Source organism: Faecalibacterium sp. BCRC 81149 (assembly GCF_022750605.1).
Classification (GTDB): Bacteria; Bacillota; Clostridia; order Oscillospirales; family Ruminococcaceae; genus Faecalibacterium; species Faecalibacterium duncaniae.
This window is the reverse complement of the sequence record NZ_QXJA01000004.1, coordinates 84,693-97,429: the sequence shown is the minus strand read 5'-3', so window position 1 is coordinate 97,429 and position 12,737 is coordinate 84,693. Positions and strand designations below refer to the sequence as shown.

The window sequence follows — 12,737 nt, the reverse complement described above, 5'->3', positions numbered from 1 at the left end:
CCATCCTGTTTTGCAGGATCGTTCGCCCGTTTCAAAGCAACTTACCCATAAAACTACTTGACATTTGGGTGTGTGGTTGGTATGCTCCTATTATACGCGAAACTGGCACCATGAAAATACCCAGAATAAAGTTTTTTTATGGGGTCAGTTTGGCAAAGCATCCAAAAAGGGGAGAGGTCTTATGTTTCATCTGACAACAGCACTGGATGCCGCCAGCGGGGTGCCGCTGTACGAGCAGCTCTATGAGAGCCTTGCCGCCGAGATGCGCAGCGGGGCCATTCCGGCGGGCACCCGGATGCCCGGCAAGCGGCGGCTGGCGGCAGAGCTGTCGGTGTCTGTCAACACGGTGGACGCGGCATATCAGATCCTGGCGACCGAGGGCTACATGGAGCCGCGGGAGCGCAGCGGCTTTTATGTACAGGAATATCTTGCCCTGCCCACCCGGCCCGAGGAAGTGCCGCCCCCGGTATCTGCCGCTCCGCAGCCGGAAGCGGCTGAGCCGCCTGTCCGGTTCGATCTGTCCACTCGGGGCGTGGACCCGGGGCTGTTCCCGTTCCGCACCTGGGCCCGGCTGCAGAAAGAGCTGCTCTATTCCTCGCCCCAGCTGCTGACCCATGGCGATGCGCAGGGGGACGTGGAACTGCGGCAGGCGCTGGCGGACTATCTGGAGGAATACCGGGGCGTGCGGTGCACCGCCGAGCAGGTGGTGGTGGGTGCCGGTATGGAGTATCTGCTGAGCCTGCTGGCCCCGCTCCTGCCCGGCAAAACGGCGGTGGAAAACCCCGGCTACCAGCGCGCGAAGCAGGTGCTGGAAAACAACGGCGTGGCGTGCTGCTGCCTGCCTGTGGATGCGGACGGCCTTTCTGTTGAGGCATTGTCCGGCTCGGGTGCGGCGGTGTGCTATGTCACGCCCAGCCACCAGTTCCCCACGGGCGTGACCATGCCGGCGGGCCGCCGCACGGAGCTGCTCCACTGGGCCTCCCGCTGCCCGGGCCAGCGGTATATCATAGAGGACGATTACGATTCGGAGTTCCGCTTTGATACCCGCCCCCTGCCCAGCCTGCAGGGCATGGCCGGGGCCGACGGTCCGGTGGTCTACCTCTCCACCTGCTCCCGCAGCCTGGCCCCCGGCATCCGCATCGCTTACATGGTGCTGCCCCGGCAGCTGCTGCCCGCCTGGCGGGCAAAGTACCGGATCTATTCCGGCACCGTCAGCCGGTTTGAGCAGCAGACCCTGGCCCGCTTCATCCGCGAGGGCTACTTTACCCGGCATCTTGCCCGGGAGCGCGTGGCCTACAAGGCCCGGCGGGATGCTTTGGCTGCCTCTCTGCGCGCTGCTTTTGCGCCGGACGAGCTGACCCTGACCGGCCTGCACACCGGCCTGCATCTGTTGGCAAGGCTGAAAAATGCCCCGCCGGATGCCGCCCTTCGCGCCGCCGCAAAGGCGCAGGGCGTGGCCCTGAGCCTGCTGAGCGATTATGACCTGACCGGCGGGGAACAGGATTTTTCCGGTACGTTTGTGCTGGGCTATGGCTCCCTGAGCGAGGCATCATTCCCCGAGGCGGGCGAAACGCTGAGGAAGGTCTGCACCGCCGCCCGGGAAGCGTCTGTGACCGTGTAAGTGCCCGCCTTTGCATCCCACGCCCCGGGCAGGGCCTCGGCGTGGGGGAGGGCGCTGTTGTTGGCCAGAAACTCCAGGACTGTGCCCAGCAGGGTGTAATCCTGTGCTGCAAAGTCGGTGAGCAGGGCCGTGCTGCTGGCCCGCAGGGCATCCGGCAGGGTGGCGGGCAGCAGGGCGAGGTCCTGCCGGAAAAAGGCTTCCCACACTGCCGCCCGGGCAGCGGCCCGGCGGGCAGGCGGCAGGGTGCCGTCCGCATCCCAGCCGGAGAGCAGAGCATGGGCCTCCTTGGCTGAAATGCTCTGCACGGCGGCGGAAAGCCCGGTTTCGGCCAGCTCATCGGCAGTCAGTGCCCCCGAAAACCCCACCCGCACCGGCCCGTAACGGGAAGCGGTCTTTTCCAGCACGGCGGGGGACAGCGCCAGATAAAGCATATCCTCCGGCAGGCCCAGCACCTCCAGAAGCGCCTGACGGCACCGGGCGGGCCCCGCCGCTCCGTAGCAGTGGGCAAGACTGGCAGTCTCTCCGTTGAAGGGAACCGTCAGCTCCCCCGGCACGGCCAGCAGGTTCAGACTGTTCTGGGCGGCGTTCAGGTAGACCAGCAAAAAGCCCGGCTGCTCTCCGGCGGTGCAGAGAAGCAGGGTCATCCGGTGCTCGGCCCGGGGCAGCTGGATGGGCACCCCGCTCTGGGGCTGGGCGGTCTGGATGCGGGTGCGCACCATCTGCCGGGTGAGCAGGACTGTGCCGCCCACCAGCGGCAGCAGCACCAGAAGTGCCGCCCCCAAAGCAGCCCAGAAGGGCCTCCAACCGTTTTTGTGCATCCTGTGTTCCTCCGTTCCGTTTTGGAACAGGGTGGGCCGGGATGCGCTTTTTTATACAGAAACCGCTGCCCGAGCATGAAAACGCCCCCTGTGCCATACAGTAGAGCACGGGGGGCGTTTGTGTATGTGGGAGAGCCTGGTGCGGGTGAATGCGGTGGTCAGCGGTGTGGTATGGGGGCCGGTGGGGCTGGCGCTGCTGTTTGGCACCGGCTGCCTGCTGACGGTGCGCACCGGATTTTTCCAGCTGCGGTATTTCGGGTACTGGATGCGCCACACCATCGGGGCCATCTTCCTGGACCGGAATGTGACTGCCCACACGGACGATGAAGCCATCAGCCAGTTCCAGAGCCTTTGCACGGCGCTGGCGGCGACCATCGGCACCGGCAACATCGTGGGCGTGGCGGCGGCCATTCTGGCAGGCGGGCCGGGGGCTGTGTTCTGGATGTGGGTCATGGCCCTGCTGGGGATGATGACCAGTTATGCCGAGAACGTGCTGGGCATCTGCTACCGCCGCCGGGATGCTGCCGGAAGATGGTGCGGCGGGCCCATGTACTATCTGGCCGAGGGGCTGGGCGGCGGCTTTGGCCGGGTACTGGCGGTGCTGTTTGCCTGCTTTTGCGTGCTGGCCAGCTTCGGCATGGGGAACATGAGCCAAATCAACTCCATCGCGGGCAATCTGCAGGCGGTGTTCCGGGTGCCGCCGGTGGCAACGGGCATCGTGCTGGCCCTGCTCACCGGGCGGGTCATACTGGGCGGGCTGAAGCGGGTGGCCGCAGTTACGGAGGCCATCGTCCCGCTCATGGCCCTGTTCTACCTGTTCGGGGCGCTGACCGTGGTCTGTGTCCATTGGGCGGCTGTCCCGGCGGCATTCGCGGCCATCTTCCGGGGGGCGTTTGGCTTGCAGGCCGCCGGGGGCGGGGTGCTGGGTTACGGCATGGCCCGGGCCATCAGCTGGGGATTCAAGCGGGGAGCCTTTTCCAACGAAGCAGGACTGGGCGCGTCGGTGCTGGTGCACTGCGCGGCCAACGTGGAGGAGCCCGTCCAGCAGGGAATGTGGGGGATGTTCGAGGTGTTTGCAGATACCATGGTGGTCTGCACCCTCACGGCCCTTGTGGTGCTCACCAGCGGCCTTGTGGATCTGGACACCGGTGCGGCCCTGACCGGTGTGGAAGGCTCCGCACTGGTGGGGCAGGCCTTTTCCACGGTGTTTGGGGCGTTCGGGCCGCAGTTCATCGCGGTGTCGGTCCTGCTGTTTGCCTATTCCACTACGCTGGGGTGGAGCCATTACGGCACCCGGGCAGTGGTGTATCTGCTGGGGGAGCGTGCCGCCGCAGGATATAAACTAGTGTTTGCAGCCATGGTGCTGGTGGGTGCAGTGATGAAGCTGGATCTGGCCTGGGCGCTCTCCGATACCTTCAACGGCCTGATGATGCTGCCCAATCTTGTGGGCGTGGTGGGGCTTTCGGGAGTGGTGGTCCGGGAGACACAAGCGTATCTGAAACGAAAATGACCCTCTCCGTCCATGCAGTCTGTCTGTCAGATGCGGGATGGAGAGGGTCATTCTTTATCGCTTCTTCTGATTTGGCTTCGGGGCAGGCCGCTTCAGGCTCCGCACCGCGTCACGCCCGGCGGCGATGCCGCTGCCAAAGGCCCAGTGCAGGTTGAAGCCGCCGCAGCTGCCGGCGCAGTCCAGCGTTTCACCCACAAAGTAAAGGCCGGGGCAGCCCTTGAACTGGAAGCTGGGGGTCACTTCGGTCAGGCTCAGGCCGCCGCCGGTGGTCTGGGCCTGCTTCCAGCCGCAGGGGGTCAGGCCCTCGAACAGCCAGTGCTTGGCCGCGTTGGCCAGCACCTGCCAGGCTGCATCCGGCAGGGTGTCCACCGGTTTTTCAGGCAGCTTTGCCGCTGCCCACAGGGCGCGGCCCAGCTTGGGGTTGAGCAGGCCTGTCCAGAAATCCGCAGGTGCCTTGCCCGGCAGCAGGGGCACCCGGGCTGCAAACAGGGCGGTCAGGGCAGCCTCGTCCAGCGTGGGGAAGAGGTCCAGCTCCACAGCCGGGCGCTTTGGCCCCCGCCCCGGGGCCAGATAACCGGACAGCTGCATGATGCAGATGCCCGAAAGCCCGTAGTCCGTGAACTGCACCTCGCCGTTTTCCACAGCCACGGTGCAGTGGCGGTCGAGGTCCAGCAGGGTGGCAGAGGCTTTGGCCCGGATGCCGGCCAGAGATCGGTTGGGCCTGGCTGTCTGCAGGGCGGTCAGGCAGGGGTACAGCGGCTCCAGCTTTCCGCCGCACTGGGCGGCGAATCGGGTGCCGAAGCCGTCGGTGCCGAACTGCGGCCCGGCATTGCCGCCCATGGCGCAGATGACGGCATCGGCCCGCAGGGTCTGGTCATGGCCCTCGGCATCCTCGCACAGGATGGTATAACCGCTGCGGTTCTGGCTCAGGGTCTGCACGGTGCAGCCGGTGCGCACCTCCACGCCCAGCCGGGCAAGGTGGCCTTCCAGCAGGGCCAGCACGTCTGCGGCCTGGTTGGAGTAGGGATACACCCGTCCGGTTTCATCGGTGCGGGTGTACAGGCCCAGCGCCGCGAACCATTCCAGCGGCGCGGCGGCATCCACCGCGGCCAGCAGGGGCCGCAGGGCGGCGGGGTCGGCAGTGAAATACTGCTCCGGTGCAATGCCGGTGTTGTCCAGATTGCAGCGGCCGTTGCCGGTGGCCAACAGCTTTTTGCCGCACCTGGGGTTGCGGTCCAGCACCGTCACCCGCACTGCCCCTGCCGGGGCAGACTGGGCAGCGGCCAATGCGGCGGCAAGGCCCGCTGCACCGCCGCCCAATATCACGATCTGCTGCATAAGAGCACCCCCTCGGAAATCCATACATTTTATTATAACATACACAGCGGCAAAAGGACAGCGGAATGCTTTAAATTTACGCCCAATAATTTTTGGCGATAGTCTTGACAGAAAAAACAGAATTTGGTAGTGTAGATTCGACGGAATTGCGTGGTTTCGCAGGCTGCGGAAATGCGGCCGCAAAAGGGCAGAGAGTTGGGACTCTGCTGAGGAGAAGCTGAATATGTGGAAGAAAAAAGAAAGATGGACGGCAGCTGCGGTGCTGCTGGCGATGGTCGTGGCGACAGGTCTGTGCTGGTACATCCTGTACATCCGGCAGCAGTTCTATGACGAAGGCACCCGCAACCTGCTGGAGACCTATGAGCAGGTGGATAAGTCTTTTTCCATCTTCTCTCAGAGCAACTGGAACATGCTGAACGAGTGGGGCAAGGACCTGCAGGCCGCCAATGATGAAGGCCAGACGGAGAAATGCCTGCGCAGCTATGAAGCCGAGCGGGAGATCTGGCGGTACAGCAGCGTGTATCTGTTCAATGAAAACTGCGAATATTGGAGTGTCCGGGGCAAGCATGAAAAAGTGGATCACCTCTGGACGGCCTTTGAAGAGATGTACCGCACCGGCAAGCCTACGGTGTCCAGCTACATCATGCGGAGCGGGGAGCGCCGGGTGGTATACGCTGCACCCATTGCGCCGGTGGAGATCGACGGAACTACTTACACCAGCCTTGCAGTGAGCTATCGGAATAAGACCATTGAGGAATTGATCGGCGGCAATGCCTACGGCGGGCAGAGCGACTGCTACATCATCCATCCCGATGGCGATGTGATGCTCTCGGAGGAGCCCAAGAGCGAGATCGATGACTGGATGGACAACCTGTTCGATTACCTGCAGAAACACACGCAGGTGGATGGGGGCGCACTGACCCGGGCCCGGCAGGACGTGGCAGAGGTCCGCAGCGGCAGCCTTTCCTACTGTCTCGAGGGCAAGAGCTACTATCTGGTCTACCGGCCGGTGGGCTTTCAGGATCTGTCCATTGTGGGCATCGTCGGCCGTGACGTGGTGGACAGCGGAATGCGGAAGATCCAGAATGCCACCATCCTGCTGCTGGCGGGCCTGTTCCTCTGCGCAGGCATCGTGCTGGTGCACGGTGTCCGCACCGATGCCCGCCTGCGCGTGGAGGAAAAGGAGCGCGCACTTCAGCAGGAAGAGGAGGCCCGCCAGCAGATGGAGGACCTGGCCAACACCGACGGCCTGACCGGACTGTATAATGAACGCTATTTTGACGCATTGTTGAAAGAAAACGAGCTGTACAAGACACCGTTTGTCCTGTTCTACCTCGACCTTGACCGTTTCAAGCCTGTGAACGACCGTTACGGCCACGATGTGGGCGACCAGCTGCTCAAGGAGGTGGCCAGCCGCCTGCGGGGCTGCGTGCGGGAGAGCGATGCGGTGTTCCGCATCGGCGGGGATGAGTTCGCCCTCATCGTCAACGGAGCCGCAACGGAGGGGTTCTGCAAGAGCCGGGTGGAAAAGATCAAGGCAGCCATCCGGGAGCCTTACCGCCTGAAGGATGCAGAGGTGCAGGTTGGCACCAGCTGCGGCTGTGCGGTCTACCCAAGTGACAGTGACGATGTGCGTGCCATCCGCATCCTGGCTGACCACCGGATGTATGAGGATAAGCAGCGCTCCGGCAGGAGCTGAATGAATAATTCCCTTCCTGTTTCCACAGAATAACCATACTTCGCAGAAATCTGGAAGCAAAACCGGAACATGGAAAGGAAGGGAACCTTATGAAAGCAACCGGCATCGTGCGCCGCATCGACGAGCTGGGGCGGGTGGTCATCCCCAAGGAGATCCGCCGCACCCAGCGCATCCGCAGGGGAGACCCGCTGGAGATCTTCACAACAGGGGACGGCGAGGTCATCTTCAAAAAGTATTCGCCCATGGGGGAGCTGAGCGGGGTGACGGCCCAGTATGTGGATGTGCTGAGCAAGTGCTTTGCCCTGACGGCCTTTGTCTCAGACCGGGACCGCATTCTGGCGGCATCCGGTGCGGGCAGGCGGGATCTGGCAGACCGCAGCGTGAGCCAGCCGCTGGAAAAGCTGATGGACAGCCGCAAGCCCTACCAGAGCGATGGCAGCCCTGAAAAGGCACTGCTGCCCTGTGAGGGCTCACCCCGGGCGCTGCTGTGCGCTGTGCCCATCATTGCGGCGGGGGATGTTACCGGCAGTGTGGGCCTGCTTACGGAGGACCGCACTGCCCGGCCCGATGCCGCTCAGCTCAAGGCGGTGAACGTGGCGGCGGCATTTCTGGCAAAGCAGATGGAGGAATGATCTATTATATAGGAGAGCCGCCGCAGGGCGGCTCTTTTTTGTACGGCCTTTATGACAGAATTATGAATCTTTCAAAACTTTTCTGAGAAGCTATTGACAGCGCCGCAAAATTGGATATAATGGTCTTAGCACTCAGGAAGAAGGAGTGCTAAAGAACAAAAAGCGAACGAAGGAGGCAGGCGCTATGACGATGGATGCACGCAAACAGCGTGTCTTGCAGGCGATCGTTGCGCTGTATGGCCTCGAGGGCGAGCCCGTGGGCAGCAGTGTGCTGGCAAACTACTTTGATATGGCAGTTTCCAGTGCCACGCTGCGCAACGAGATGGCCGCGCTGACCAAGCTGGGTCTGCTGGAGCAGCCCCACACCAGCGCAGGCCGTGTCCCCAGTGCCAAGGGCTACCGTTATTATCTGGATCATCTTCTCACCGATGACCAGCCGCTGGACCGTGTGACCCGCGCCCGTGTGGACGCGGTGTTCGCAAGCCTTGACCATGAGCCGGAAAAGCTGGCACAGGGTGCCGCCAAGGCACTGGCCGCCATCAGCGGCTGCACTGCCGCTGTCAGCACTCCCTGTGCTGAGGATCTCTGCATCGCCCATTACGAGGTGGTGCAGGTGGGCCGCAGCGCCGCAGCGGTGCTGGCTGTGACCACTGCCGGTTATGTCCGCACCCGTGTGGCGCGGGTCCGCACCGGTCTTTCCCGGGAAAATGCAGCGGCGCTTGCCGCCCTGCTCAACCGGAACCTGACCTTTGTGGCTCCTGTTGATCTGTCGCCCCGGCTCCTTGCAGAGCTGTGCAGCCAGATCAGCCCGGAGCTGGTGCCGGTGATCAGCGCCGCCGCCGCTATCCTGCAGGATTCCACCCAGCCCCATGTGTATTTGGGTGGTGAGCAGTACCTGCTGGACTGGCCCCAGCTGGACGGCAAGGTGGGCAGCATCCTGAGCCTGCTGAACGACGAAGAGCAGGCCGCCGCCCTCATTGCACCCCCGGCAGAGCAGAGCGAAAGCATCCTGCTGGGCGAGGATCTGGAACCTCAGATCCCCGGCCTGTGCATCGTGAGTGACCGGTATCTGGTGGGCGGAGGCCTCTGGGGCTCCGTGGCCCTCATCGGCCCCACCCGGATGCCCTTCCAGAAGCTGATGCCGCTGCTCCACACCTTTGCCGATCAGCTTGGCGAAGGAATGAGCGGCAAACGAAAAGATACCCCGCAGGCAGCCGCACCCCGGCGGACTGTGATCTATAAGGAGGACCTGGAATGAGCGAAGAAACAAAAAAGACCCCGCAGGCAGAAGAACCTGCCGTGGAGCCCAACACCGCCGAGCAGGCCGCCCCGGAAACTGCACCTGAGCAGGCAGCGGCTCCCGAGACGAACGCTGAAGCGGCAGACCCCAAGAAAAAAGATGGCTTCTTCAACAAGAAGGCCCGGGAGCTGGAGGCTGTGAAGGCAAAGCTGGACGCGGCTGAGAAGAATGCCAATCAGGCCAAGGATCAGCTGCTGCGGATGGCCGCCGAGTATGAGAACTACCGCAAGCGCTCCACCCGTGAGGCTGACCAGAAGTTCAACGACGGCGTGTCCTTTGCCGTGAACCAGATCATCCCCATTCTGGATACGCTGGAGATGGCGGCCAACGCCCCCACCACCGACGAGAACTACAAGAAGGGCGTGACCATGACGCTGGACAAAGCCGCCAAGGCGCTGAGCACCCTCCATGTGGAGGAGATCGAGGCGCTGGGCAAGCCCTTTGACCCCAACTTTATGAATGCCGTGCAGCAGATCCCCGCCCCTGATGGGCAGGAGAGCGGCACCGTGATCACGGTTTACCAGAAGGGCTACAAGCTGGGCGATAAGATCGTCCGCCATGCCACCGTTGTTGTGGCAGAGTGATTTTGCAAGACCCCGCAAGGGTTTTCAAATATAACATCCGCTTGGTAACATTTGAGCATCACATAAACAAAAAAACGTTCTGAATTTGAGAGGAGCTTTCATTATGAGTAAGATCATTGGTATCGACCTTGGTACTACCAACAGCTGCGTGGCTGTTATGGAGGGCGGCGAGCCCGTTGTTATCGCAAACTCTGAGGGTGCACGCACCACCCCGTCTGTTGTCGGCTTCACCAAGACCGGCGACCGTCTGGTGGGTCAGGTGGCAAAGCGCCAGGCCATCACCAACCCTGAGAACACGGTGGCTTCCATCAAGCGTTATATGGGCACCGACCACAAGGTGACCCTGAACGGCAAGGAGTACACTCCCCAGCAGGTCAGCGCTATGATCCTGCAGAAGCTGAAGGCAGATGCCGAGGCTTATCTGGGCGAGACTGTCACCGATGCAGTCATCACCGTTCCTGCATACTTCAACGACAGCCAGCGTCAGGCAACCAAGGACGCAGGCACCATTGCCGGCCTGAACGTCAAGCGTATCATCAACGAGCCCACTGCCGCATCTCTGGCATACGGCATCGATAAGGAAGAGGACCAGAAGATCATGGTCTACGACCTGGGCGGCGGCACCTTCGATGTGTCCATCATCGAGATGGGCGACGGTGTGACCGAGGTTCTGGCCACCAACGGTGATACCCACCTGGGCGGCGATGACTTCGACCAGCGCATCATCGACTGGATGGCAGATGCGTTCCAGAACGAGAACGGCATCGACCTGCGCAAGGATAAGATGGCCGCACAGCGCTTGAAGGAAGCTGCTGAGAAGGCAAAGATCGAGCTGTCCAGCGCAATGAGCAGCCAGATCAACCTGCCCTTCATCACTGCTGACGCTACCGGCCCCAAGCATCTGGATATGACCCTGACCCGCGCAAAGTTCAATGAGCTGACCGCTGATCTGGTCGATCGTACCATGACCCCTGTCCGCAAGGCTCTGCAGGATGCAGGCCTGCGTCCCTCTGACCTGAAGAAGGTCCTGATGGTCGGTGGTTCCACCCGTATCCCCGCTGTCTACGATGCAGTCAAGAAGGAACTGAACTGCGAGCCCTTCAAGGGCATCAACCCCGATGAGTGCGTGGCTGTGGGCGCTGCCATTCAGGGCGGCGTTCTGCAGGGCGATGTCAAGGGCCTGCTGCTGCTGGATGTCACCCCGCTGAGCCTGGGCATTGAGACCCTGGGCGGCGTGTGCACCAAGATCATCGACCGCAACACCACCATCCCCACCCACAAGAGCCAGGTGTTCTCCACTGCCGCTGATAACCAGCCCTCTGTTGAGATCAACGTTCTGCAGGGCGAGCGTGAGTTTGCCCGCGACAACAAGAGCCTGGGTGTGTTCCACCTGGATGGCATTGCTCCGGCTCCCCGTGGTGTGCCTCAGATCGAAGTTACCTTCGATATCGATGCAAACGGCATCGTGAAGGTCAGCGCAAAGGATCTGGGCACCGGCAAGGAGCAGAACATCACCATCACCGCTTCCACCAATATGTCCAAGGAAGATATCGACAAGGCTGTGAAGGAAGCTGAGCAGTTTGCTGCCGATGATAAGAAGAAGCGTGAAGAGGTCGATATCCGCAACGGCGCTGATCAGATGGTGTTCCAGACTGAGAAGATGCTGAAGGAGAACGGCGACAAGATGCCCGCTGACGTGAAGAGCGAAGCTGAGGCAAAGCTGGCCGACCTCAAGACCGCTGTTCAGTCCGGTTCCATCGATGAGATCAAGGCAAAGCAGGATGAGCTGAGCCATGTCTTTGAGAAGATGTATCAGGCTGCCGCTGCTGCCCAGCAGGCTGCAGGCGCACAGCCCGGCCCCGATGCTGGCGCAAACAACCAGCAGAAGCCCAACGATGACGGCGTTGTGGACGCTGACTTCAAGGAAGTCTAAGGTCTGACACAAACGGCAGATGCCCGGCCAAACCGGCGGGCAGGCGTGCCGGATAAAAGCAAAAGCCGCTCCGGTTTTGCCGGGGCGGCCTTTGCTGGTTTTATAGAGGTATGGTTATGGCACAGGAAAAGCGCGATTACTACGAAGTGCTGGGAGTATCCAAAACGGCCACCGATGCGGAGATCAAAAAGGCTTACCGCAAGCTGGCCATGAAGTACCACCCGGACTACAACCCCGGCGATAAGGATGCCGAGGAAAAGTTCAAGGAAGTCAATGAAGCCAACGAGGTGCTTTCGGACCCGAAGAAGCGCCAGTTGTACGATCAGTACGGCTTTGCCGGTGTTGATCCCAGTTATGCAGCCCAGAACGGCGGCGGTGCGGGCGGCTTCGGCGGCTTTGGCGGCGATGGAGTCGATCTGGGCGACATCTTCGGTGATATCTTTGGCGGCGGCTTCGGCGGCTTTGGCGGCTCTGCCCGTCAGGCAAACCCCAACGCCCCCCGCAAAGGCCAGGATATCCGTGTGCGGATCACCCTGAGCTTTGATGAGGCCGTGCATGGCTGCAAGAAGAACATCACCATCACCCGCCAGCAGGAGTGTACAGAGTGCCATGGCAGCGGCTGCGCCGCCGGCAGCAGCCCCGAGACCTGCCCGGACTGCGGCGGCCGCGGCTATGTCATCCGGCAGCAGCGCACGCCCTTTGGCGTGATGCAGACTCAGCAGCCCTGCTCCCGCTGCGGCGGTAAGGGTAAGCTGGTCAAGAACCCCTGCAAGGTCTGCCACGGCAGCGGAAAAACTGCCGCCAGGAAAACGCTGGAGGTGTCCATCCCCATGGGCATCGACGACGATCAGAGCTTTGCACTGCGCGGCATGGGCGATGCCGGTACCAACGGCGGCCCTGCCGGTGATGTGATCGTGATGGTCACGGTCCGGCCCAGCGAGGTGTTCCAGCGCGATGGCTATGATGTCTGGGTCACGGTGCCCATCACCTACAGCCAGGCGGTTCTGGGCGACAGCATCACCGTGCCTTCCATTGACGGCAAGGTGGAGTACACTGTGCCCGAAGGCACCCAGAGTGGCACCACCTTCCGTCTGCGCGGCAAGGGCATCCAGTATCTGAACGGCCGCGGCCGGGGCGATATGTACGTCAAGTGCGAGGTGGAGATCCCCAAGAAGCTGAACAAGGCCCAGCGGGATGCCCTGAAGAAGTTTGAGGGTACCCTGAAAGAGGAGAACTACGAAAAGCGCAAGGGCTTCTTCAAGAAGCTGAAGGATATGTTTGCATAAGATTGGCGGCCTCGCC

The 12,737-nt window shown here is 62.0% G+C and carries 10 protein-coding genes; 8 read left to right on the top strand and 2 right to left on the bottom strand.

Annotation, left to right across the window (positions count from 1 at the left end; translation table 11 throughout):
• Positions 1-181: 181 nt before the first annotated feature.
• Entirely contained in the window at positions 182-1,621 is a 1,440-nt protein-coding gene (locus D3F01_RS06665) for a PLP-dependent aminotransferase family protein (RefSeq protein WP_242887196.1), read from the top strand.
• Here the strand turns inward: D3F01_RS06665 and D3F01_RS06660 are convergent.
• Positions 1,528-2,439 carry a hypothetical protein gene (locus D3F01_RS06660; protein ID WP_207697292.1) on the bottom strand — a complete coding sequence of 304 codons (912 nt, stop codon included), beginning with the start codon at positions 2,437-2,439 and terminating at the stop codon, positions 1,528-1,530. The genes D3F01_RS06665 and D3F01_RS06660 overlap by 94 nt on opposite strands.
• A 124-nt stretch (positions 2,440-2,563) precedes the next feature.
• Here D3F01_RS06660 and D3F01_RS06655 point away from each other — a divergent pair, with 124 nt between their 5' ends.
• Complete coding sequence (locus D3F01_RS06655) at positions 2,564-3,949, top strand: sodium:alanine symporter family protein (protein ID WP_242887192.1); 1,386 nt, start codon at positions 2,564-2,566, stop codon at positions 3,947-3,949.
• Between the two features lie 54 nt (positions 3,950-4,003).
• Here D3F01_RS06655 and D3F01_RS06650 read toward each other — a convergent pair whose 3' ends face one another.
• Positions 4,004-5,287, bottom strand: a complete 1,284-nt coding sequence (locus tag D3F01_RS06650) for an aminoacetone oxidase family FAD-binding enzyme (RefSeq protein ID WP_242887188.1) — start codon at positions 5,285-5,287, stop codon at positions 4,004-4,006.
• A 223-nt stretch (positions 5,288-5,510) separates the two neighbouring features.
• Between D3F01_RS06650 and D3F01_RS06645 the strand changes: the two genes are divergently transcribed.
• The 6 genes from D3F01_RS06645 to dnaJ all read left to right on the top strand — a co-directional run bounded on the left by D3F01_RS06645 (position 5,511) and on the right by dnaJ (position 12,721).
• Positions 5,511-6,986 carry a diguanylate cyclase gene (locus tag D3F01_RS06645; RefSeq protein WP_242887185.1) on the top strand — a complete coding sequence of 492 codons (1,476 nt, stop codon included), beginning with the start codon at positions 5,511-5,513 and terminating at the stop codon, positions 6,984-6,986.
• An 89-nt stretch (positions 6,987-7,075) separates the two neighbouring features.
• On the top strand, positions 7,076-7,618 hold the full coding sequence (locus D3F01_RS06640; protein ID WP_117477061.1) for a stage V sporulation T C-terminal domain-containing protein: 543 nt from the start codon (positions 7,076-7,078) through the stop codon (positions 7,616-7,618).
• A gap of 184 nt (positions 7,619-7,802) precedes the next feature.
• Positions 7,803-8,876 (top strand): heat-inducible transcriptional repressor HrcA, encoded by a 1,074-nt coding sequence (gene hrcA, locus D3F01_RS06635; RefSeq protein ID WP_097771359.1) that lies wholly within the window; start codon positions 7,803-7,805, stop codon positions 8,874-8,876.
• A complete protein-coding gene (gene grpE, locus D3F01_RS06630; protein ID WP_117505791.1) occupies positions 8,873-9,502 on the top strand; it encodes a nucleotide exchange factor GrpE in 630 nt (209 codons plus the stop codon). Before hrcA ends, grpE begins: the two co-directional genes overlap by 4 nt.
• 103 nt (positions 9,503-9,605) lie before the next feature.
• Complete coding sequence (gene dnaK, locus D3F01_RS06625; RefSeq protein WP_005934665.1) at positions 9,606-11,435, top strand: molecular chaperone DnaK; 1,830 nt, start codon at positions 9,606-9,608, stop codon at positions 11,433-11,435.
• A 116-nt stretch (positions 11,436-11,551) separates the two neighbouring features.
• On the top strand, positions 11,552-12,721 hold the full coding sequence (dnaJ, locus tag D3F01_RS06620; protein ID WP_117477058.1) for a molecular chaperone DnaJ: 1,170 nt from the start codon (positions 11,552-11,554) through the stop codon (positions 12,719-12,721).
• The last annotated feature ends 16 nt before the right edge of the window (positions 12,722-12,737 follow it).